We start from the raw sequence: 20,868 nt of genomic DNA, 5'->3' as shown, positions 1-20,868 counted from the left end.
ATCAAAGGCCAGCGGCCACGGACCGCTACCTCAATTTCCTAGACCACATGTCGCACATCAGTTGGCGGACATGTGTCGCGGATCAGTTGTCGGATCACACTCAACCAGGACAACGACGACGTTGTTGGGGCGCCCGGTTGTCAAGGTGAGCCTTGCGACCTTGCCGGAATTGGCGGAGCTCGTACGGCGCTCCTCCAACCAAGCTGCAGACGCCAGGTGAGGGGCGGCCCTCGTGCCGAATCGTGCCCGTTCGCCTATTCTTCGCCAGGCTCGAACTCGGTAACGACTTGGACCTGGAGCCCCTTGGAGCGGGCGATGCGATCGAGGAACTTAGTTGAGGTGACGTACCACTCCGAGCCGCCACGACGCGCCCTGCTGCCTGCATGGTCGGCATCTCGAAGCCATGCATGGAAGTCGCGCTCCGCATCGGCGGACGCTTCCACGGGGTATATGCGCAGCAGAATCGGGTCCTCGGGTAGAGCGGTGAGGCGTCCCTGGGACGACGCACGGTAGTGGGCGTCGATACTTGAGTGGCCGACCTTGAGCAGCGTCCGACCTGTCTCGGGGTCGTAGGGGTAACGAAGGTAGTGCGGCAGCGTGTAGACGTAGATGCCCGGCGTGCCAGCAGCCTCTGCAGCCTTGCTCGCCTCAACCGCCTCTTCGACCTCCTCGGTCTGGGCCTGCTTGTCCTCGGCCCGCGACATGAGCAGTGATTCTTGTTCAACAAGAGCCGCTCGCAGACCTGGGCTCAGGTCGAGCTTCTTGAGCCAAGACCGGATGCGCCGCGCACCCTGCAGACTCATGCTCGGGCTCTTGGGTATCTCACCGTCGCGGAGAACTCGAACCAGGCTCCGGTAGTTCGACACCCACCCGACGCCGGCAACGCCTTCCCGATCGGTCATCTCCTGCGGGGAGAGTCCCTGGTTGTCGTACTGCCAAAGGCGACCGAGGACAGTGTCGTCTTGCGCGAGGAGCCGCTCAACCTCTGCCTTCCGGTCGAACTCCGTGCCAGCCTGCCCGGGCATCTCACCCTCCTTTGATGTCGAGTGGCGGGACGGGCGCACCTTCACTGCAACTCACCTGGTTCGGATTCGCTGAACCATAGTGGATTACGGCGTCACCGGTCGGCTACCTGAGTCACGCCTACGCATCAAAGTCGTAGCGGAGGACGTAGGCGGACGCGTCGAGGGTCATCTCATTGACCTCGACTGGGGTCCCGTTGTCGGTGTAGGCGGTGCGTACGATCGTGGTCACTGGTGTTCCCGGATTGAGGGCGAGGATGGATGCCTCGTCGTCGGATGGCATGCGGGATCGGAGATCTTCCCGGAAGTGGCCTGGGGCGAGTCCAAGCTCCGCTAGGCGTGCATACACGCCACCGGGACCCGTGTTCTTCTCAGCGATAGGGGTGCCGCGGACAACGGATGCCGGGAACGACGACACTGCCAGCAGAACTGGCCGGCCATCGAGGAGGTAGCGCCGGTCTCGCCTGACGACAGGCTCGCCCTCCTCGAGACCGAATACGTCCGCGACATAGCCGCTGGCCGTCACCTCGCGAACCCTGATCTTGTCTACCGTCAGCGATCGGTTGTCATCGTCGCTGTCCCAGATGCCTCGGCCGGTTCCCCATCCCTCGCGTGACAGCCGTGCGATCCCCTGCCGCACGATCGGCCGAAAGTCTCGGACGAAGACGCCTGAGCCCTTTCGGGTAGTCGTTAGGCCCTCGTTCTGAAGCACGCTCAACGCCTGGCGCGCCGTCATTCGCGCGACCCCGTAGTGCTCCATCAGGGTGTTCTCCCCCGGCAGCCGATCACCTGGCCCATACGTGCCCGAGTTGATGGCAGCACGCAGCTCGTCCGCGATGACGCGGTACTTCGCTCGGCCGCCTACTTCTCTAGACACATGGCCACGGTACTAGCGGGCGACGTGTGCATCGAAATCGGCCCACAAATGTGCTTGACATCTCTAGAGACGTTAGAGAAGATAGCGACATCTCTAGAGATGTTGCATTACGTGGTTAGCGCGTCACCAGAGGTGGTTCTGTCCGTTCGAGTCGGGCACGCGCACGAAGCACACACAGGGTGTGCGACCGCATCTAGCTGATGCGTATCCGCCGAGAAAGGGCGATTCCTCATAAAGCTGGCCATCGACACCACGGGCAAGACGTTCACGGTCACCAAGGCGGTGGAGGAGAAGAAGGACCAGAACGGTCGGCAGAAGGCTGACCGGAACACCAACGAGCTGCTCTGGCAGGTTCAGGTGATGGCGCTCGACGAGACGGGCGGCGAGGTGATCAACGTGACTCTGGCGGGCAATGCCATGCCGAAGGTCAACGTTGGCGCTGTCGTCGTGCCGGTCGAGCTCGAAGCCATGCCGTGGGCCACCAATGGGCGGAACGGTGTCGCGTACAAGGCCAAGACCCTCACCCCGCAGACCGCGGGCAAGTCTGCCTGATCTCCACTCGTCCCGTGATTTCGTGCAACTGCTCAGCTAAGGGGTAGTCATGTCGCTACCGATGGATGATCGAACCGTCACCGCGAATCAGGCACAGGCCGAGTATGTGGCCAAGTGCAACGAAATCGTCGAGATCGAACTGGTGCTCGTCTACCTGGACGAGAGCATCGCCAGCAGCCTGGACCGGGCTGAACCTGTCGTTGCGATCAGCAACGATGCCGTTGCCGTCTACGCATCCGACGCGTTCTGGCAACTGCTGGACCTGTACCGCGAGGCGCACAACCGTCGCCTCGATCTGTACGCCGCACGCGACTACGCGTACGCGGTCTGGAAGTCGGCTTCGAAGGAGGCCACCGCGGCTGACACCTACGTGTCAACGCCGATGAACCACCTGTAACCCAAGAACGGCCCTCGAAAGGGCCGCTCCCTGGAACTGGACACGAAGTCGGGCTTTTGGCCTAGGAAACCTCTCCCGGCTTCGTGTCTTTCCTGACTCAACCTCCTGATCGGGAGATCTTGTCATGCCCAAATCTACCCGCAACCGCGGAACTGGTCGAGTAGGCCGCCGTGGTCGTGGCACCGCCCTGGGTGCCGTCGAAACCATCACCCGGCCGTCGCAGACCCTGCCGGTCATCATCGCGTTGTGCATCTGGCGCTGGCGCTGGGAACTTCTCACCCTCGCCACCATCGCCTACGTCACCGCCGCTCACGGCAACCAGATCGTCGGCTTCTTCACCGACACCGTGCCGGTGTGGTTCACCGTCGTCTTGATCATCCTGGCCGCTGGCTGGCTGCTGGTCGACAACCCCGCTCGCCGCTTCGCCCGTAACCGGGTCTGGTGCGTCATCACCCGGCACCGCGTCCGGGCCTGCCTGACCGAGATGCGCACTCGCAACTGGTCCGGCAACCTGCCATTCATCATCGGATGCTTCGCCACCAAGACCGGACAGGTCGTCTGGTTGTGGATGCGCCCCGGCCTGTCGGCCGAAGACCTCGACAACAAGTCCGAAACCCTCGCCTCGGCGTGCTGGGCACGCTCAGCGGTCATCGCACGACACAAGCGCAACGCCGCGCTCGTGCGGATCGACATCGACCGCCGCGACCCGCTGTCGAAGAAGCACATCGTTTCACCTCTGCTCAACGACACCAGCGACATGCCCGAAGCGGCAGTCGCCGACGACGCCGTCTTGGCCTTCATCACGCCAGACCCCGTCCTCGACGAGTCCACCCGCCAACCGCCGGCCAAATCCGGCACCTCGGGCGAGACCCGCACCAAAACCACCAGAACCAAGACCACCGCTGCCGTGAACGACAGCCAAACGGTGATCTTGGGCGCCAACGGAGAAGACGTGTCCGACTATGTCTAGCTTCAAACCCAACCAGGTGTTCCCCCGGCTCGCGCCGGGGGCCACCCCCGCACCCAAGAGTGCACTGTCCATCTACAACCCGACCTACCTGGGCCTCGATACTCGCGGCAAGCCCGTACGCGTTGGCATGCCGTACCGCAACATCCTCATCGGTGGTGAACCCGGCGCGGGCAAATCCGTAGCCCAAGGCAACATCGTCGCCCACGCCGCCCTGTGCACCGACGTGGATCTCATCCTCATCGACGGCAAGATTGTCGAGCTGTTGCCGTACGCACCGGTTGCCGAAGAGTTCGTCGGCAACGACATGCGCAAAGCGCTTCGCGTCCTCCGGGACCTTCAAGGCGACCTGGATGAACGCTACCTGCACCTGGCCCGCACCGGCCGTAAGAAGATCGTCCCCGGCGACGGCTTCCGCGCCAAGCTCCTGTGCATCGATGAGCTGGCGTACTTCACCGTCACCGTAGGCACCAAGGACCAGCAAGAAGAGTTCCGCATCCTCGTGCGAGACGTCGTCGCGCGTGGCCGCGCCGCAGGCATCATCACGATCGCATCCACACAGCGCCCGAGCGCTGACATTGTCCCGACCTCACTGCGGGACCTGTTCGGCTATCGGCTCGCGTTCCGCTGTGCCACCGACTCCAGCTCGGACATCATCCTCGGCACCGGCTGGGCCTCCCAAGGTCACACCGCCGTGGACATCGAACCCGAAGCCCTCGGCGTCGGACTGCTCCGCGCCGAAGGCGGATTCCCCCGCCGCATCAAGACAGCGCTGCTCGAAGACGAGCAGATCAACCAGATCGTCCGTCGCGCCGCTCACCTCCGGAGGGCCGCATGATCACCGTCAAACCCTTCCCCGCCGACGTCTTCACCACCGTCCGCGACCACGACGGCAACACCGGATGGCTCCACGACTGCGGAGCCTTCGTCTACTCACCCAGCCAACCCCACCGCTGCGGCGTGTGCTGGTCCGCACTCCGCAACCGCCAAGCCCACAACGGCTCCTGGCAACGCGCCTACATCACCCGCGAGGTGTCGTCATGACCTACTACGACGCATCCGGCGGCGAACGCGAAGACCGCATCATCGTCGGCTACGACTTCACCGACCACTCAGTGGCCGGCATCAACCTCGCCTGCAACGGCCAGACACCCAAAGTCGTGATCGACCTGGGCAACGCACCCATCGAGATCGAACTCATCACCGGCTCCGTCACCGCACTCAGCCACCTGATCGACGCGCTCTACGAAGCCCGCGCACTCCTCGAGGAGCACCAGGTCCGGCACGCCACCCAAACAGACCACTGGACCCAAGAGCCGCTCTACGTCCCCGACGACTGGACCGGAGAACAACCATGACCCACACCACCCAGATCGCTGAGCAGACTGCCGTCACCAAACGGCGGGCAGCTCGTTTCCGGCGACTCGACCACGCCATGCAAGCCGTCTTCAACGACGTCCTCGACTACTGCGACGCCATCTGCGAGGAGGCCGAGCAACACCTCGGCACCACCGACGAGGACATCATCGTCGACGACCCGGCCTACGCCGAAGCACTCGACCTGTTCGGGTTCGTCTTCGACCTCAAGAACAGCGTCCAGACCGATCTTCGCTCGAAGTGGATCGGAGACGGCTGATGTCCACCACAACCATCAATCCAGTCACCGTGACAGCGGCCAGCTCGGAACGGCCGGCCACCACGACCAAGCTCACCGGACTGACACCACACAACATCACCGCCCTGACGGGCCTCACCGGCTGGACGGTCACCAAGACCACCGCCACCTACTCGGGCAACCCCACGGCGGCGCTCGATGCCGTGCAGAAGCGGATGGATCACGTCCGGTCCACCGAGGGCGGCCGGGCCACCGGCTACGCGTCACTGATTGCGGTCCGCAACAAGCTCCGCGAATGCTCCACCGGAGCAAGCCATCCCGCCGTCACCGTCACCGTCAAACGGGCCAAGAAGACCACGAGTCCGAGGACCCGGACCGGGTCGCCCACGGCGCGGCTGACACGTAAGCGTCAAACCGAATACACCACCGCGGAACTGGTCCTCGCCCTCGAAACCGCGTGGGCAGCCATCCGCGCCAACCACACCGACGTCCCGGCCGTCGTGATCATCGTCGGCTCCGGCACCGCCACCAAACACGCCAAGTACGGGCACTTCGCGCCGACCCGGTGGCAGCACGGCGAACAACGCCTGGCCGAAGTCCTCATCTCCGGCGAAGGACTCCAACGACCCGTCGACGAGGTCTTCACCACCCTGCTGCACGAAGCCGCACACGCTCTCGCCGATGTCCGCGAGATCAAAGACACGAGTCGGCAAGGGCGGTGGCATAACCAGAAGTTCGCCGACCTCGCCTCCGAGCTCGGCCTCGACGCCACCAAAGATCCCAAGATCGGCTGGTCGCCCTGCACCCTCCGCAAGGAGACAGCCACCATCTACAACAGCGTCCTCGCCGACCTGAAGAAGGCGCTCATCGCCTACCGCCACCCCGAAGCCCTCGGCGGACAGGCCAAGAAGAACACCAACGCCGTCGCCTGCGCGTGCCAATGCCCACGCCGGATCCGCGTCGCCAAAGCAGTGCTCGCCGAAGGCGAGATCACCTGCGGCATCTGCGACTCCACCTTCGAACCCGACGAATAGCCACCCGGTTCGTTGCTGGCTCTCCTCTCCGGAATCCACGGGGTCCCGGAGACGAGGGCGAACACCGAACACCCAACTCAGCGAACGGAGCACCCGACATGACCGCGAGTCCAGTCGACATCAACGCCTACGCCAACCTGATGGCCTACCGCGCTATCGCTGACCACCAGTTCCTCTGCGACTGGGTTGCCTCCGACCACTACGGCGACCACGACTGGTGCCCCACCGTCCTCGAACCCGGCGACGAGTACGCCCTCGTCGTCCAGATCAACCCCGCCGCCAACCCTGACCCGTACCGCGTCGTCGGCCGCTACTGCATGGGCTGCGGATATCAGATGTTCGGCACCCCCGAATTCGAACCCGCGCCCGCACCCGTCGCCTGACACGTAAGCGTCAAACCACCACATCACCAACCCGGGAAGGAGGAGCCGCCCCGTGACTGTCACCGCCACCCCCATACAGCCGCCGAGCGGCCTCCAAGACCCGCTCGTCACGATCGAGACCCATCGGCCCACCGTCGACCCCGGCAAGCGCTACAACCCCGCCTCCGGCCTCGAACACGCCATCCAACGCGCCGCCACCACGGCCGACTACGACGCCTGGCTCGAACACACCGGATCCGCCGGCGGCTGCGTCCGGCCGATCCAGCTCCGCGGCGAGTCCCACATCGTGTCGACCCGCACCGGACGGATCATCTCCACCCGGCACACCGACGACATGCCCGACGGCGTCATCTACAAAGCCTGCGGCAACCGCCGCGCCGCCGTCTGCCCCTCCTGCGCAAAGACCTACCGCGGCGACACCTACCAACTCGTCCTCGCCGGCCTCACCGGCGGCAAAGGCATCCCCACCACCGTCGTGCAGCATCCGTCCGCGTTCGTCACCTTCACCGCCCCCACCTTCGGCCCCGTCCACGGCACCCGCACCATCCGCACCCGCGACGGCCAACTCCGCAACCGGCCCTGCCGCCCCCGCCGCAACCCCGACCACTGCCCGCACGGCATCGACCTGCGCTGCCACCAGACCCACCGCGACGGCGAGAAGATCCTCGGCACGCCACTGTGCCTGGACTGCTACGACCACGACCACCAAGTGGTCTGGAACGCCCTGTCCGGCGAACTGTGGCGACGCACCATGGACCGCGCCAAAGACATCCTCCGCGCCTGGGGCCGCGACCACGGCATCGCCGTCAAGCTGTCCTACGGCAAGGTCGCCGAAATGCAGGCACGCGGCGTCGCGCACTTCCACGCGCTCATGCGACTGGACGGCGTCAACCCGCTCGACCCGACCGTCCTCGAGCCCCCGGCGTGCGCCGCGACCTTCACCATGCTCGCCGACGCGATCCGCCGCGCTGCCGCTGGCGTCCGTTTCCGGTCGTTGCCGCACCCCGACAACCCAAACGGCTGGCTCATCGAGTGGGGCACCCAACTCGACGTACGCCCCGTCCGGCAAGCCGTCGACGGAGCGATCACCGAAACCGCCGTCGCGGGCTACCTCGCCAAGTACGCCACCAAAGGCGCCGAAGCCACCGGCCACTCATCCGCACGCCTCACCAACGCCACCGTCAACCGGTACGCCACCCAACACACCCACGCCGGCCGATTGGTCGACGCCTGCTGGCGACTCGGACGCCCCGGCTCCGACCTCGACCAAGCAGAAGCCGCCAAGAACTCCGGACGTCTCTCCTACCGGCGACTCCAGAAGTGGGCACACATGCTCGGGTTCGGCGGCCACTTCTCCACCAAGTCCCGCCAGTACTCCACCACCCTCAAAGCCCTCCGCGAGGCCCGCGCCAACTGGCGACGCGACCACCACCGCACCGCCGACCACACCGACGACGTAGAGACAACCCTCATCGTCGGCAACTTCACCTACGCCAACACTGGCTGGAAGACCATCGGCGACGCACTCCTCGCCAACACCGCCGCCGCCAAAGCCCGCGAACACCGACGCCTCGTCAAGGAACTATTTGCCGAGAACAACAACGCGTGACACGTAACTGTCAAAGGAGGAAGTGATGATGGTGGCAAGTCTCGAACGACGATGGACCGTGGACGATGTCTCGGTCTATCTGGGTGTGCCCGTGAAGACCCTCTACAAGTGGCGCTGCCAGGGCTACGGTCCTGCGGCGGTTCGTATCGGCAAGCACCTGCGTTACGACCCGGATGAAGTAGTTGCCTGGTTCAACGCGCAAAAGTCGGCATCGTAGACGGGAATCGATCGATGCCAAGGAAACCACTTGAACTCGGTTCGTGGGGCAAGATCCGCACGTACGTCGACCACGTCGACAAGAAGGGTAAGGCGGACAGTTACCGATCCGTCGCGTACTTCCGTGACTTCGACGGCACCACCCGGCAGGTCGAGGCGAACGGGAAGACCAAGACTGCGGCCGAGAACAACCTTCAGAACAAGCTGAAGGAGCGAGCACAACTCGCACGGTCCGGCATGCTCACATCGATGACCCGGATCTCGGCGGCAGCCGATGTGTACTTTGCGAAACTCGAATCGATGGTCAAGGACGGCAAGCGGTCACCCGGGACGCTCTACACCTACCAGCAGCAGTTCAAGACCAATCTGTTGTCGCGCATCGGTGAGGTCCGACTCGGTGAGGCGACAACGCCGCTCCTGGACAAGGTCATCACGGCCATCAAGGACGAAGTCGGTGGGGTCTCGGCCAAGACGTGCAAGAGCGTCCTCTCGGGCATCCTGTCGCTCGCCGTTCGTCATGGGGCGATCCGCTCGAACCCCGTCCGTGAGCTTGAGTCCATCGAGGCCGCACCGAAGAAGGCACCTCGTGCACTGACTGCGCACGAGCGGGAAGCATGGTTTGCGATGGTGTCGAAGGACGAACGAGCCGTGCGGGCAGATATCCCTGACCTCTCGCTCTTCCTGCTCGCTACCGGAGTTCGAATTGCGGAGTCCCTCGCCGTCCTCTGGGCCGACGTGGACCTCGACTCCAAAGAGGTCGCGATCACATCGCAGATCAACAGGGTGCCAGGGCAGGGATTGGTCCGACGACGCACCAAGTCTCGCGCGGGCAACCGCGTGCTCAGCTTGCCGTCCTGGGCTATCGCCATGCTGGAACGGCGGTTCAGCGTCGGGATTCGACTGGACAGCCCCGTGTTCCCCGATGCCTTGGCCGGTTTCCGGGACCCCAACAACGTCCGGCAGGATCTTCGGCTAGCTCGACAGCCCATCGGCAGCCAGCTCCGCCGCGAACTCGGACAGGAGTTGCGGAAGGCCCGCCGCGAAGCTGGCATGACTCAGACGGAGGCCGCACGTCGGCTGGGATGGTCGAAGAACCGAGTCAGCCTGGTCGAGACCGCCCGCGTGCGAGTCGACCCATCGGAGGCGAAGCGGCTACTGGATCTCTACCGGACACCGCGCACCGTCCGTGGGTCCGTCCTCGACCTCGTCGCACGCGCCTGTGAACCCTCAGTCGCCGACGAACTGGCGTGGGTCACCTCACACGTCTTCCGCAAGACGACAGCGACCGTCCTCGATGAGGCCGGCCAAACCGCGCGGCAGGTTGCCGACCAACTCGGGCAGTCGCGCCCGTCGATGACACAGGACGTGTACTTCGGTCGCAAGGCCCGGAACCCGGAGGCCGCCCAGGCGCTCGACAAGGTCATGCCGGGTGCTTCGGAGGCGGAAACCCATGGGGTAAACCATGGCCCGGAGGTCTCTGGTTCATGACCTCCGAGGCATCTTCCCAGGTCAGAGAGCCGGTGAGGGGACTCGAACCCCTAACCACCGCTTTACAAGAGCGGTGCGCTGCCAGTTGCGCCACACCGGCGGGTGTTTGCTGGACCATCTTAGGGGATGGGAGGTGGGGCTATGGGGGTGCTGCGGGAGGCACGTGGGTTTCGGGTGTTGTGGGTGGCTCGGGCGGTGTCGTTTCTGGGGGACTCGCTGGGGCTGGTGGCGTTGTTGCTGTACGTCGAGGCGTCGACGGGGGCGGCGTTGGCGGTGGCGTTGTTGTTGCTGGCGGGGGATCTGACGCCGGGGTTGTTCGGGGCGTTCGCGGGGGTGGTGGGGGATCGGTTCGACCTGCGCCGGGTGATGGTGACGTGCGACGTACTGCAGGGTGCGCTGGTGGTCGTGATGGCCGTCACCTTGCCGCCGTTGCCGGTGTTGCTGGTGATGGTTGCCGTACGGAGTGTCGTGGCGCAGGTGTTCCAGGCGAGTTCGCGCAGTGCGGTGCCGGCGCTGGTGCGGGATGAGGATCTGGAGTCGGCGAACTCCGCGCTGGGGGCTGGGACCAATGGGCTCGAGGCGATCGGCCCGCTGATTGCTGCGGCGTTGTTCCTGGTGACGGACGTTCGCGGGATCTTGTTGATCGATGCGGCGACGTTCCTGGTGTCGGCGGTGTTGTTGAGCCGGTTACCGAGAATGGCACCTGAAGGGTGGGCGGGGACCGGCGTACTCAAGGATGCGCGGGACGGGCTGACATACATCTGGCAGACGAAGGCTGTGCGCGTCATCGGGATCGCGTTCTTCGCCACGGTGGCGTTCAACGGGGTGGACGACGTCGCGATGGTATTCCTGTCCAAGGACGAGCTGGGCGCGAGCGATTCGGCGGCGTCGGCGCTGTACGCCGGGGTCGGCATCGGACTCATCCTCGGGTTCGCGGTACTGGCGCGGTACGCGAGCAGGTTCCGGATGACGACGCTGATCCTGCTCGGGTTCGCGGTGAGCAGCCTGGGGAACCTGGTCACGGGTCTTGCCTGGGCGGTGTGGGCCGCGTTGGCGCTGCAGGTGATTCGGGGATTCGGGATCGCGGGCGTTGACGTGGGGATCAACACTCATCTGCAGCGCATCGTGCCGCCGCACATGCGGAGTCGTGTCTTCGGCAACCTGTACGGCGCTATCGGCCTGGCCGCCGGGGTGTCGTACGTCCTCGGCGGGCTGCTGCTCGAGCACACCGACGCGCGGGTCACGTTCGTTGCCGCGGGCATCGGTGGACTGGCGGCTACGGCTGTGGCTGCGCTCGCAGTTCGGCGATAGGCCGGCGCAGGGCACGGGCACCGGGTACGGCGATCAGCGGGATCACCGCCATCAGGAGGAAGGCCGCAGTCGGGTGGTCGACGAGGAGACCGACGGCGGTCGCGACGAGGAGGCCGCCGAGGTTGCCGGACATCCAGATCAGGCCGGCGGCGGTGCCTTCTGCTTCGCCGGTACGGCGTTCGACGAGTTCGAGGACGATCGGAAGAGCGGGCAGGAGGAGCAGGCCGATGAGCGTGATGGCGAGGAAACCGGTCAGTACTCCGGGGGCGAACGCCAGCACGATGCAGGCGATGGAGGTGACGGTCAGGCTCAGCACGAGGAGCGCGGATTCGGCGTTCCGCCGGACCACGACGATCGGGATGATGGCGCTGCCGAGGACGCCGGCGATGACGGTGATCAGGAGGATCGTGCTGGCGGTGCCGCCGGAGACACCAGCCGGTTCCAGCAGGGCCTGGGCGAAGGTGGTCATGGCGACGAAGACGCCGAACGGGAAGATCGCGAGGACGCAGAGCCGGCGGATCAGAGGGTCGCCCCAGGCGATCTCGAGAGCGCCCCGGTCGGGCGACGGGGTAGCCGCCGCGGGGGCATGTGGGCCTTCGTTGCGTAGGGCAACGGTTAGGATCAGGGCGGCGACCACACAGTAGATCGCGGTCACCGTCAGCATGGTCGACAGGGAGTCGCCGGTGGTGAAGACGGCGTCGAGGATGAACGCGATCATCATGCCGGCGAAGATGCTGGCGGTACCCACGGCAATACCGGTCGGACGATGCCGGGGGGAGAGGTAGCGGCCGGTGATGCCGGTGACGGCGTTCAGGACGAGCGGTTGGGCAATCGAGGCAACGATCTGCCCGGCCAGCAGCCAGCCGAAGTCGTCCCCAATCAATCGCAGGCAGGCGCCAAGAGCGGTCAGCGCAGCACCCAAGAGCAGGCCAGAGCGGAACCACCGGTCGAGGATCAGGCCGCACGGGAGCGCCAGCAAGACGTACAGCAGCGGGAAGACCTGGGCGAGCCATCCGATCGCGCTCTCGGAGACGCCGTAGTGCGCCGCCGCGACGGTGGTCACGCCCGCGAAGTTGAGCCAGACGAGCTGGGTGGCCGCCCCGACCAGGGAATAACCGACGATCGCCGCCCAGCGACTCCCGGTCACCACTCGCGCCATCCGCGTCCCTCCAGACCCTCAGACCTGCCCGAACTGTAGTGCCGTCACACGCGTTGTCACACGATCCCGCAGTACAAAAGAGGCATGGTGGATTGGGATGGGCCCCTCGGCGAGGCGTACGAGCGGGCGACGACGTACCTGGCCGGGCTGCCGGAGCGCCGGGTAGGCCCGCGCGCGACCGCGGCCGAGCTCCGGCAAGCACTCGGCGGCGAACTGCCGACCGGACCGAGCGAACCTCGGGACGTGATCGCGCACCTCGCGAAGGGAGTCGAGGACGGACTGTTGCCGAGTGGCAGCGGCCGGTTCTTCGGCTTCGTGTTCGGCGGCGCGACCCCGGCGTCGCTCGCCGCCGACTGGCTCACCACGACCTGGGACCAGAACGCCGGCCTGTACGCCGCCTCCCCCGCGGCGGCTGTGGTCGAGGAGGTCACGGCGGACTGGCTGGTCGAGCTGTTCGGCCTGCCGAGAGGTACGTCGGTCGGCTTCGTCACCGGCGCGCAGATGGCCAACTTCACCGGCCTGGCCGCTGCCCGGCACGAGGTACTGCGGCGGGTCGGCTGGGACGTCGAGCGCGACGGCCTGATCGGCGCACCCCCGATCCGAGTGCTGGCCGGGGCAGAGCGCCACGACACGATCGACCGCGCCCTGCGGTTCCTCGGCCTGGGCACGAGTTCGATCGTCCCGATCGCCGTCGACGACCAGGGCCGGATGCGAGCCGACGCACTACACCAAGCGCTGCAAGAAGGCGGCCCGCAGATCGTCTGCGCCCAAGCCGGCAACGTGAACACGGGCGCCTTCGATCCCGTCAAGACGATCTGCGACCTCGCGCACGACAAAGGCGCCTGGGTACATGTCGACGGTGCTTTCGGCATCTGGGCCACAGTGAGCCCGACGCTGCGAAGTCTCGTCGACGGCATCGACCGCGCCGATTCCTGGGCGACCGACGCGCACAAGTGGCTGAACGTCCCGTACGACTCCGGCCTCGTCTTCTGCGCCCACCCCGAGCCGCATCGCGCCGCCATGTCCATCCGGGCGGCGTACCTGATCCAGGACGAGAACGGCGAACGCGACTCGCTGGACTACAACCCGGAGTTCTCCCGCCGGGCGCGCGGGTTCGCCGTGTACGCCGCCATCCGCGCCCTCGGGCGATCGGGGATCGCCGAGATCGTCGATCGGTGTCACGCGATGGCACGGCGGTTCGCGGACACGTTGGCTGCCAATGGGGTCGCCGTACTGAACGACGTCGTGCTCAACCAGGTGCTGGTCCGTTTCGACGACGACGACGAGCTGACCCGGCGAGTGGTCCGCGCGGTGCAGGACGAAGGCACCTGCTGGATGTCGGGCACCACCTGGCAGGGCAAAGCGGCGATGCGGATCTCGGTCTCCAACTGGACGACCGACGAGTCCGACATCGACCGCTCGGCGGCGGCTGTACTGCAGTGCCGAGACCAAGTTCAACGCGCGTAGGACTCGAGCCGGGCGAGGGCGGCGTCGAGCGAGTCCCGGAGCGGCTCCGGCCGGCGGAGGGTCTGAGCCAGCAGTACGCCGCCCTGCATCGCCGCAAGCATGGTGTGGGCCAGCGCATCCGGGTCGGCGTCGGCGCGAAGCAGCGCCTGGTCACGCATGGCAGCGAGGTCGCGCCGAAAGCGGTCGAGCCAGCGGCCGTACCCGTCGGCGAGGTGGGAACGCGTCCGCGGGCTCGACTCCACCAGTTGCCCGGCGAGTGAGCCGAAATCGCAGCCACCCTGGAACTTCCGCCCGGTGTGCCGTGCGACGATCTGGTCGGCCCAGCGATGCCAGGCCGCGAACGAGTCGAGCGCCGGCTCGTGGTTCGCGACGGCGTCGGCCTGCCAAGCGATCACGTCGTCGATCAGCGTCCGCTTGTCGTGGAAGTAGTGCGTCAGCTGCGATCCGCTCACGCCGGCAGCCCGGCGTACGTCGTCCAGCTGGGTCTGCGTGACGCCCTTGCGCCGGACCAGTTCGGCCGTGGCGGCGAGGATCCGGGCCCGGGTCGCCCGGCCCTTCGGGGTCAGTCCATCGTCCACCTCATCGAGACTAGCCGCTTCTGGGGTCCTGAACCCAGAAACGGAGGCGCATGATGGTCCTATGGGTGAGGGGATTCTCGAGCTGGCGCAGGAATTGGCCGAAGTGAGCCGGCTGGTCGAGGACGATGACGTCCCGACCACGCTGGGCCGGTTCGTGCACCGGGTCGTGCTGACCGTGCCGGACTGCGAGGAGGCCGTGATCACGGTGCTCGCGGAGGGCTCGGCCGAGATCGTCGCGCGCCATCACAAGACCGCCGACCCGATGGCCGAACCGGTCCGGTCGACGCTGGCCGAGCAGCTGACCAAGGGCGGCGGCCCGCTGTTCGACGCCCTCACGTACGGCGAGCCGCGCCGGATCGGCGACCTGGCCGCCGATCACCGCTGGCCCGAGTTCAGCGCCGCCGCGATCAACGCCGGTTACCGCAGCTGCGTGTTCCTTCCGCTGCCGGCCGCGGGTGACGCGGCAGCCGCGTTCAGCCTGCTCTCGGACAAGGCGGATGCCTTCGGCAGTACGTCGTACGACATCGTGCTGCTCTTCGCGATGCACGCCGGGGTCGCGTTCGACAACGTGCAGCTCTTCAACGACAGCCGGACGCTGATCGAGCAGTTGCGGACGGCGCTCGGCACGCGGACGGTCATCGGTCAGGCCCAGGGTGTTCTGATGCACCGGTACGGCGTCACCGCGACGGTGGCGTTCGACGTACTCAAGCGCTGTTCGCAGGACACCAACGTCAAGCTGCGGCAGCTGTCCCTCGAGCTGGTCGAGGCGCAGAACAAGGGCAAGCTCAACGAGACGCTGCGCAAGTACGGCCTGAACTCCGACGAGTGACCCTGTCGATTTCCGGCCCGGCCGCTCGACGCAGTGATGCACGGCGCAGGAGGCGCCGGTCACGAGGAGGCTGCACTGATGTCGTTCCAGGCGTACTTGGACAAGATCGAGGAGAAGACCGGCCAGACCCCGCGGGCGCTGGTCGACCAGGCGAAGGAGCGCGGGTACGACGCTCCGGGCGTGAAGGCCGGCGTGATCTGCGACTGGCTGAAGGCCGACTACGACCTCGGCCGCGGGCACGCGATGGCGCTGGTGCACGTGATCAAGAACGGCCCGGGGATCAGCGACAAGCACGTCGGCAGCTCGGGCACCCACCGGGACCCGTCGGACACCTTGTGGCTGGACGGGAAGGCGACGAACCCGGCCGGCTGAACGGCGTACCGTAAGCGGGTGGATTCGAAGAGGTCACCGCGGGACAAGTGGATCACGATCTACGGGCGCAAGCCTGTGCTCGAGGCGCTGCACGATCCCGCGCTGTCGGTGGCGAAGGTGGTGGTGGCGGACAACGCCACCGGGGGTTCGCTGCAGGAGATCCTGCGCGCGGCCGACAAGTACGGGACGCCGGTCGAGCGCGCGACGGCGAGCCGGGTGAAGTGGCTGGCCGGGAACGGCAAGCACGACCAGGGTGTGGTCGCGGACGTGGACGCGCCGCGGATGACGCCGCTGGAGGAGTTCGTCCGGGCGCGCGGCGGCCGCCCGACGAACGTCTTCCTGCTGGACGGCGTCACGAACCCGGGCAACGTCGGGATGATCCTGCGGACCGCGACCGGCGCCGGCTTCGACGGCGTGATCCTGCCGCGCGCCGGGACACCGCACGTCGGTCCGCTGGTGATCAAGGCGTCGGCCGGGATCGCGTTCCAGGCCCCGATCGTGAACACCTCGACCGCGAAAGCGGCCGTCGACCTGCTGCGCACGGCCGGCTACCACGTGTACGGCCTGTCCGCCCGCTCGCACGACTCCCTGTTCAAGGCCGAGCTCGCGCCGCGCGCCGTCTACGTCCTCGGCGGCGAGACCAACGGCATCACCGTGTCGACCGACTCCGACCTCCAGATCCCGCTGCACGCCGGTGTCGAGTCCCTGAACGTCGCGGTCGCCGCGGCTGTCGTAGCCTTCGAGGTCACGAATCGCTGATCGGCCGTGCAACCCGATGCCGGCGCCGATGCGTTGATACCGGGACAGTGCACCGTGCCAGGAGGTGAGCGTGAACAGCGAGGCCGAGAGCGAGTACGTCGACTTCGTCACCCATCACGCGAACGCTCTGTGCCGTACGGCGTACCTGCTGTGCGGTGACCGCCGCCGGGCCGAGGACGCGACGCAGGAGGCGCTGATCCGGATGTACCGGATGTGGCCCCGGCTGCAGCGCAAGGGCGGCGTCGGCGCCTACGCCCGCAAGGTGGTGGTCTGCACCACCCTGGACGGACTCCGTCGCCGGTCGAGCACCGAGGTCGTCGGGGGCGACGGCTACTTCGCCGCCGAGGCCGATCCCGCCGATCCGCTCGACGTACTCGAGAGCCGGATCATGATCATGCAGGCGCTGGCCGAGCTTCCCGCTCGGCAGCGGGCCTGCGTCGTCCTGCGGTACTTCGACGAACTCTCCGTCGACGAGACCGCCGAAGTCCTGGGCTGCCGCCCCGGGACCGTGAAGAGCCAGACGATGCGTGCCCTGGACAAGCTCCGGGTGCATCCAGCCCTGGCCGACCTCAACCTCGCCGGAACCGGGAGGCTGATATGACCAGCGAACTCAAAGACTTGATGACCGAGGCAACCGACCGGGAGGCGCCGTACGTCCCGAACGTGGACGGTCTGCTGCGCGCCGGTCGCCGGGATGTGCGCAAGCGCCGGATCATGGCCTCGATCGCCGCCGCCGCGGCGGTCGTCGTCATCGCCGGCGCCACCACCGTCGCCGTCGACGCCCGGGAACGCTCGTCCACGCCGCCCGCGGCACCTGCCACGACGCAGGGGCAGAGGCCGGCGAAGCTGGTCGTCCCTGCAGGCGGCAGCACCGGACTCTGCACCAAGTCCAACGGCGACACTGTCTCGGCCTGGAGCTGGCCGGTCGTGGTCGACGTCCGGGACACGTTCGGCATGTCCGTCGTACGCCGGTCCCCGGCCGACCCCAAGGTCGTCGCGTTCTGCACGACCGAGTGGGGCAACGGCGCCGGCGAGTCGGTCGTACCCGGCGGCTCCGTGCAGGGCGTCGTACTGCGGAAGTCCGCCGCCGAGGGGCGCGGAGTCACCGGACCGGCCAGCGTGACGACCGTGTTCGGCGTCGTCCAGGGCACTCCGAAGGTCACTGTCCAGACGGACGACGGTCATGTCGGGGTCGCGACGGTCAAGAACGGCTTCTACGCCTACCGTCGGGTCGAACTGTCCCCGTGGCCCGGACCGATCCCGGGAGCCGTGGTCAAGTTCCGGTATCCGGGCCAGGGCGAGTACGTCGCCGCGCACCGCTGAGACAGACGAAGAGCCCGACCGCGGGGGGATGCGACGGGCTCTTCTGAATTGTGCGGCCAAGCACAATGCAATGCCGGAGTGGGGGGTTTCCGGCGGTGCCTGTCTACCGTCTCGCGCCGGACGGTACGGCGGCAACGACGGTGGCGAAGGGCCCATCCACAAAACGAAGGCCACGATGGTTCTCGACGTGGCGCGACCCGGGGGTCGAGACTGGCGGTGTGGGTGGGGGATTGCCGGCAGGGACGGTCTCGATGGTGTTCACGGACATCGAGGGCTCGACCATGCTCCTGCGCCGGTTGGGGGAGCAGTACCTCGAGGCGTTGAAGGGGCATCGCCGGATCCTGCGCGGGGTGTGGGACGAGTACGGCGGGATCGAGCTCGGCACCGAGGGGGACAGCTTCTTCGTGGTCTTCCCGACGGCTGACAGCGCGGTCGGGGCGGCGGTCGAGGGGCAGCGGCGGCTGGCGGGGAACCGGTGGCCGGGCGGGGAGCGGTTACGGGTGCGGATGGGGATCCACACCGGGACCCCGGGCGTGTACGAGGACGACTACTGGGGCATGGACGTCCACCTGGCGGCGCGGATCGCGGGGTCCGCGCACGGCGGTCAGGTGGTGATCTCCGCCGCGACCGGCGACATCGCGCAACTTCCCCAGGGTGCGTCGTTGCGGGATCTCGGCAGGCATCACCTGAAGGACATTCCCGAGCCCGAGCGCCTCTTCCAGGTGACGGTCGCCGGCCTCGACCAGGACTTCCCACCACCGCGCACTGTCGGCATGGCGAGCAGCCTGCCGGTGCCCGCGAATCCCTTGCTGGGAAGGGATCCCGACCTCGCGCGCCTGACCGGGCTGATCCGGCAACCGGAGATCCGGCTGGTCACGCTCACCGGACCCGGCGGTGCGGGCAAGACGCGACTCGCGATGTCCGTGGCCGCCGAGCTGACGAACCAGTTCCCCGGTGGCGTGTACTTCGTACCGCTCGCCGCAGTGACGTCGGAGCAGGTGATGTGGACGTCGATCGCCGAGGTCCTCGACGTACCCCCGCGCGAGCGCAGTCCCGCGCGGCTGACGTCGTACCTGGCGCATCGTTCGCTGTTGCTGGTCCTCGACAACCTGGAGCAGGTGGACGGCGCTGCCACGGTCGTTGCCCAGATCATCGAACGGGCGCCGCAGGTCGAAGTCATCGCGACGTCACGGCGGCCGCTCGGACTGATGGCCGAGCATCAGCATCCGGTGATGCCGCTGGACGCGGCCGCAGAGGATTCGCCCGCCGTACAGCTGTTCGTCCAACGCGCGCAGGCGGTTCAGCCCCGATTCACTCTCGGCCCGGGCAATGTCGGGGACGTGGTGGCCATCTGCCGTCACCTCGACGGGCTGCCGCTGGCCATTGAGTTGTGTGCTCCGCGCGTTCGTGTGCTCAGCGTCAGCGAGTTGCTCAGTCGTGTCGACCAGAGGCTCGACATCGCCTCCACGAGCAGCGTCACACCGGACCGGCAGCGGACGTTGCGGGACACGATCGCGTGGTCGTACGGGCTCCTCAGTCCGGAGCATCGCCGCATCTTTCGCCGCCTCGCCGTCTTCTCCGGCGGCGCCGACCTCGCCGCGATCACCGCCGTCGCATGCGATGCCGAGGATCCGCTCGACGCGGTCGCGGAGCTCAACGACGCCAACCTGATCACGATCTCCGAAGGTCCGGAGGGGCGCAGCCGGATCGAGTTGCTGCAGACGATCCGCCACTACGCCGGCGACGAACTGGAGGCCACCGACGAGGCCGATGCGGTGCGTGCGGCCCACGCGTCGTACTACACCGGCGTCGCCGAGAATCTCCAAGCCCTGCGGGAATCCCGGCACAACACGGCCCTCGAACTGGCCGAGTCCGAGTTCGACAACTTCCGCGCCGCGCTGACCTGGTCGACCTCGGCCGACATTCCGACGAGCCGTCGCCTCTGCGCCGCCCTGGGCTGGGCCTGGCTGATGGCCGGTTACATCGCCGAGAGCCGGCGGTGGCACGAGCAGGTCGTCGCGCAGACCGCCCATCCGTCGGCGGACCTCGCCGCCTGCCTGCGCGGCCTCGGCAATCTCCTTCTCCTCCAGGGCGAAACCGATCAGGCCCACGAGATCGCGCAGCGAAGTCTCGAGATGTCCAGAGCCCTGGACGACCGTCCCGGCATCGCGTTCGCCCTGACCCTCGTCGGTACGGCGCAACGCCAGCAAGGTGAGGTGCACGCGGCCGAACGCACTCTCGAGGAAGCGCTCGAGTTGCATCGCCACCTGGATGACAAGAGCCGGCTGGCCCGGGTTCTCGGCAACTTGGGTGGCATCGAGGAGGAACTGGACCGGCTCGAGCGCGCCGAGGCGCTGCTGCGCGAGTCGATCGGGCTCTACGAGACGCTCGGTGACGTGTACGAAGCCGCCGTACAGGGGCAGAACCTGGCCTTCCTGCTGGTGGTCGCCGGCCGTGTCGCCGAGGCGGGCGAACTGGTCCGTCAGCTGGCCAGGACCATCCTCGCCATGGGAAGCCCGAGTCTCACCCTGGCGTTCGCCAACACGGCGATGAACATCCTGATCCGGGAAGGCGATCCGGTCGGGGCCGCGCACCTGTTCGGTGCCGAGGAGGCGATGGGCGAGCGGCTGGGGATCGTGAACCCCTACCTGGAAGAGGAACTCGAGGAGGCGGTTGCCCTCATCAACGGCGTGATGTCGCGGGCGGAGTGGGAGGACCACCGCCGGGCCGGCCGGTCGATGCGGGTCGAGGAGCTGCTGGCCCGGCTCTGAGTCCGGGACGGATGGTAGCGCTCAGTGGTTGTGCGAGGCCCCGAAAGGACTCCATACTCTTCTCACCGCCGTCGGCGGTTCTGTGGGGGCAGAAGCATGTCTGGGGTTCATTGGAGTGGGGGGCTTTACTGTGCGTGCT

The 20,868-nt window shown here is 67.0% G+C and carries 24 protein-coding genes and 1 tRNA gene; 20 read left to right on the top strand and 5 right to left on the bottom strand.

Annotation, left to right across the window (positions count from 1 at the left end):
* Positions 1–254: 254 nt before the first annotated feature.
* Both E0H75_RS30665 and E0H75_RS30660 read right to left on the bottom strand, forming a co-directional pair.
* Complete coding sequence (locus E0H75_RS30665; protein WP_131517155.1) at positions 255–1,025, bottom strand: hypothetical protein; 771 nt, start codon at positions 1,023–1,025, stop codon at positions 255–257.
* 118 nt (positions 1,026–1,143) lie between these two features.
* Positions 1,144–1,899, bottom strand: a complete 756-nt coding sequence (locus tag E0H75_RS30660; RefSeq protein ID WP_131517154.1) for a GntR family transcriptional regulator — start codon at positions 1,897–1,899, stop codon at positions 1,144–1,146.
* Between the two features lie 282 nt (positions 1,900–2,181).
* Here E0H75_RS30660 and E0H75_RS30655 point away from each other — a divergent pair, with 282 nt between their 5' ends.
* The 12 genes from E0H75_RS30655 (at position 2,182) to E0H75_RS30600 (ending at position 10,160) form a co-directional block, all read left to right on the top strand.
* Entirely contained in the window at positions 2,182–2,451 is a 270-nt protein-coding gene (locus E0H75_RS30655) for a hypothetical protein (protein WP_238163355.1), read from the top strand.
* A gap of 61 nt (positions 2,452–2,512) precedes the next feature.
* Positions 2,513–2,848, top strand: coding sequence for a hypothetical protein (locus tag E0H75_RS30650; RefSeq protein ID WP_131517151.1), 336 nt, complete (start codon positions 2,513–2,515; stop codon positions 2,846–2,848).
* Positions 2,849–2,972: 124 nt separating this feature from the next.
* Entirely contained in the window at positions 2,973–3,818 is an 846-nt protein-coding gene (locus E0H75_RS30645; protein ID WP_131517149.1) for a hypothetical protein, read from the top strand.
* A gap of 16 nt (positions 3,819–3,834) precedes the next feature.
* Complete coding sequence (locus tag E0H75_RS30640; RefSeq protein ID WP_238163354.1) at positions 3,835–4,653, top strand: FtsK/SpoIIIE domain-containing protein; 819 nt, start codon at positions 3,835–3,837, stop codon at positions 4,651–4,653.
* Entirely contained in the window at positions 4,650–4,859 is a 210-nt protein-coding gene (locus E0H75_RS30635) for a hypothetical protein (protein ID WP_131517146.1), read from the top strand. The genes E0H75_RS30640 and E0H75_RS30635 overlap by 4 nt, the downstream gene beginning before the upstream one ends.
* The gene (locus E0H75_RS30630; RefSeq protein WP_131517144.1) at positions 4,856–5,173 is read left to right on the top strand and encodes a hypothetical protein; all 318 of its coding nucleotides are present in this window, start codon (positions 4,856–4,858) and stop codon (positions 5,171–5,173) included. Before E0H75_RS30635 ends, E0H75_RS30630 begins: the two co-directional genes overlap by 4 nt.
* The gene (locus E0H75_RS30625; RefSeq protein WP_131517142.1) at positions 5,170–5,451 is read left to right on the top strand and encodes a hypothetical protein; all 282 of its coding nucleotides are present in this window, start codon (positions 5,170–5,172) and stop codon (positions 5,449–5,451) included. The genes E0H75_RS30630 and E0H75_RS30625 overlap by 4 nt, the downstream gene beginning before the upstream one ends.
* A complete protein-coding gene (locus tag E0H75_RS30620; RefSeq protein WP_131517140.1) occupies positions 5,451–6,464 on the top strand; it encodes a hypothetical protein in 1,014 nt (337 codons plus the stop codon). Before E0H75_RS30625 ends, E0H75_RS30620 begins: the two co-directional genes overlap by 1 nt.
* Before the next feature lie 98 nt (positions 6,465–6,562).
* On the top strand, positions 6,563–6,847 hold the full coding sequence (locus E0H75_RS30615) for a hypothetical protein (protein ID WP_131517138.1): 285 nt from the start codon (positions 6,563–6,565) through the stop codon (positions 6,845–6,847).
* Between the two features lie 52 nt (positions 6,848–6,899).
* Positions 6,900–8,456, top strand: coding sequence for a replication initiator (locus tag E0H75_RS44715; RefSeq protein ID WP_202873243.1), 1,557 nt, complete (start codon positions 6,900–6,902; stop codon positions 8,454–8,456).
* Positions 8,457–8,481: 25 nt separating this feature from the next.
* A complete protein-coding gene (locus E0H75_RS30605; RefSeq protein ID WP_131517136.1) occupies positions 8,482–8,673 on the top strand; it encodes a helix-turn-helix transcriptional regulator in 192 nt (63 codons plus the stop codon).
* A 248-nt stretch (positions 8,674–8,921) separates the two neighbouring features.
* Complete coding sequence (locus E0H75_RS30600) at positions 8,922–10,160, top strand: helix-turn-helix domain-containing protein (protein ID WP_165554118.1); 1,239 nt, start codon at positions 8,922–8,924, stop codon at positions 10,158–10,160.
* Between the two features lie 27 nt (positions 10,161–10,187).
* On the opposite strand, the gene E0H75_RS30595 is transcribed toward E0H75_RS30600, so the two are convergent.
* Positions 10,188–10,260: transfer RNA gene (locus E0H75_RS30595), tRNA-Thr, on the bottom strand.
* A 41-nt stretch (positions 10,261–10,301) separates the two neighbouring features.
* On the opposite strand from E0H75_RS30595, the gene E0H75_RS30590 reads away from it, so the two are divergent.
* Positions 10,302–11,471, top strand: a complete 1,170-nt coding sequence (locus E0H75_RS30590; RefSeq protein ID WP_131517133.1) for an MFS transporter — start codon at positions 10,302–10,304, stop codon at positions 11,469–11,471.
* Here E0H75_RS30590 and E0H75_RS30585 read toward each other — a convergent pair.
* Positions 11,437–12,630 (bottom strand): MFS transporter, encoded by a 1,194-nt coding sequence (locus tag E0H75_RS30585; RefSeq protein ID WP_131517132.1) that lies wholly within the window; start codon positions 12,628–12,630, stop codon positions 11,437–11,439. The genes E0H75_RS30590 and E0H75_RS30585 overlap by 35 nt on opposite strands.
* Before the next feature lie 84 nt (positions 12,631–12,714).
* On the opposite strand from E0H75_RS30585, the gene E0H75_RS30580 reads away from it, so the two are divergent.
* Entirely contained in the window at positions 12,715–14,097 is a 1,383-nt protein-coding gene (locus E0H75_RS30580) for a pyridoxal phosphate-dependent decarboxylase family protein (RefSeq protein ID WP_131517131.1), read from the top strand.
* On the opposite strand, the gene E0H75_RS30575 is transcribed toward E0H75_RS30580, so the two are convergent.
* A complete protein-coding gene (locus E0H75_RS30575; RefSeq protein WP_131517130.1) occupies positions 14,085–14,675 on the bottom strand; it encodes a TetR/AcrR family transcriptional regulator in 591 nt (196 codons plus the stop codon). The genes E0H75_RS30580 and E0H75_RS30575 overlap by 13 nt on opposite strands.
* Positions 14,676–14,736: 61 nt before the next feature.
* Between E0H75_RS30575 and E0H75_RS30570 the strand changes: the two genes are divergently transcribed.
* From E0H75_RS30570 to E0H75_RS30545, 6 genes are all read left to right on the top strand, one after another.
* On the top strand, positions 14,737–15,504 hold the full coding sequence (locus tag E0H75_RS30570) for a GAF and ANTAR domain-containing protein (protein ID WP_131517129.1): 768 nt from the start codon (positions 14,737–14,739) through the stop codon (positions 15,502–15,504).
* 78 nt (positions 15,505–15,582) lie between these two features.
* On the top strand, positions 15,583–15,876 hold the full coding sequence (locus E0H75_RS30565) for a DUF4287 domain-containing protein (protein WP_131517128.1): 294 nt from the start codon (positions 15,583–15,585) through the stop codon (positions 15,874–15,876).
* Positions 15,877–15,894: 18 nt separating this feature from the next.
* Complete coding sequence (locus tag E0H75_RS30560) at positions 15,895–16,635, top strand: TrmH family RNA methyltransferase (protein WP_131517127.1); 741 nt, start codon at positions 15,895–15,897, stop codon at positions 16,633–16,635.
* 70 nt (positions 16,636–16,705) lie between these two features.
* Entirely contained in the window at positions 16,706–17,236 is a 531-nt protein-coding gene (locus E0H75_RS30555) for a SigE family RNA polymerase sigma factor (protein WP_131517126.1), read from the top strand.
* Positions 17,233–17,958 (top strand): hypothetical protein, encoded by a 726-nt coding sequence (locus tag E0H75_RS30550; RefSeq protein WP_131517125.1) that lies wholly within the window; start codon positions 17,233–17,235, stop codon positions 17,956–17,958. The genes E0H75_RS30555 and E0H75_RS30550 overlap by 4 nt, the downstream gene beginning before the upstream one ends.
* A gap of 251 nt (positions 17,959–18,209) precedes the next feature.
* The gene (locus E0H75_RS30545; RefSeq protein ID WP_165554116.1) at positions 18,210–20,729 is read left to right on the top strand and encodes an ATP-binding protein; all 2,520 of its coding nucleotides are present in this window, start codon (positions 18,210–18,212) and stop codon (positions 20,727–20,729) included.
* Positions 20,730–20,868: the final 139 nt, after the last annotated feature.

The sequence above is a fragment of the Kribbella capetownensis genome, assembly GCF_004331485.1.
GTDB lineage: Bacteria > Actinomycetota > Actinomycetes > Propionibacteriales > Kribbellaceae > Kribbella > Kribbella capetownensis.
Note: the sequence above shows the minus strand (reverse complement) of the source record. Positions and strands in the feature narration are given on the sequence as shown.

What these genes read in the sequence shown, in the direction of transcription:
- E0H75_RS30590 (WP_131517133.1), top strand. Translation starts at nt 10,302, where the DNA reads ATGGGGGTGCTGCGGGAGGCACGTGGGTTTCGGGTGTTGTGGGTGGCT.
- E0H75_RS30580 (WP_131517131.1), top strand. Translation starts at nt 12,715, where the DNA reads ATGGTGGATTGGGATGGGCCCCTCGGCGAGGCGTACGAGCGGGCGACG.
- E0H75_RS30635 (WP_131517146.1), top strand. Translation starts at nt 4,650, where the DNA reads ATGATCACCGTCAAACCCTTCCCCGCCGACGTCTTCACCACCGTCCGC.
- E0H75_RS30625 (WP_131517142.1), top strand. Translation starts at nt 5,170, where the DNA reads ATGACCCACACCACCCAGATCGCTGAGCAGACTGCCGTCACCAAACGG.
- E0H75_RS30615 (WP_131517138.1), top strand. Translation starts at nt 6,563, where the DNA reads ATGACCGCGAGTCCAGTCGACATCAACGCCTACGCCAACCTGATGGCC.
- E0H75_RS30645 (WP_131517149.1), top strand. Translation starts at nt 2,973, where the DNA reads ATGCCCAAATCTACCCGCAACCGCGGAACTGGTCGAGTAGGCCGCCGT.
- E0H75_RS30585 (WP_131517132.1), bottom strand. Translation starts at nt 12,630, where the DNA reads ATGGCGCGAGTGGTGACCGGGAGTCGCTGGGCGGCGATCGTCGGTTAT.
- E0H75_RS30545 (WP_165554116.1), top strand. Translation starts at nt 18,210, where the DNA reads ATGGTGTTCACGGACATCGAGGGCTCGACCATGCTCCTGCGCCGGTTG.
- E0H75_RS30565 (WP_131517128.1), top strand. Translation starts at nt 15,583, where the DNA reads ATGTCGTTCCAGGCGTACTTGGACAAGATCGAGGAGAAGACCGGCCAG.
- E0H75_RS30550 (WP_131517125.1), top strand. Translation starts at nt 17,233, where the DNA reads ATGACCAGCGAACTCAAAGACTTGATGACCGAGGCAACCGACCGGGAG.
- E0H75_RS30600 (WP_165554118.1), top strand. Translation starts at nt 8,922, where the DNA reads ATGACCCGGATCTCGGCGGCAGCCGATGTGTACTTTGCGAAACTCGAA.
- E0H75_RS30570 (WP_131517129.1), top strand. Translation starts at nt 14,737, where the DNA reads ATGGGTGAGGGGATTCTCGAGCTGGCGCAGGAATTGGCCGAAGTGAGC.
- E0H75_RS30650 (WP_131517151.1), top strand. Translation starts at nt 2,513, where the DNA reads ATGGATGATCGAACCGTCACCGCGAATCAGGCACAGGCCGAGTATGTG.
- E0H75_RS30620 (WP_131517140.1), top strand. Translation starts at nt 5,451, where the DNA reads ATGTCCACCACAACCATCAATCCAGTCACCGTGACAGCGGCCAGCTCG.
- E0H75_RS30605 (WP_131517136.1), top strand. Translation starts at nt 8,482, where the DNA reads ATGATGGTGGCAAGTCTCGAACGACGATGGACCGTGGACGATGTCTCG.
- E0H75_RS30665 (WP_131517155.1), bottom strand. Translation starts at nt 1,025, where the DNA reads ATGCCCGGGCAGGCTGGCACGGAGTTCGACCGGAAGGCAGAGGTTGAG.
- E0H75_RS30630 (WP_131517144.1), top strand. Translation starts at nt 4,856, where the DNA reads ATGACCTACTACGACGCATCCGGCGGCGAACGCGAAGACCGCATCATC.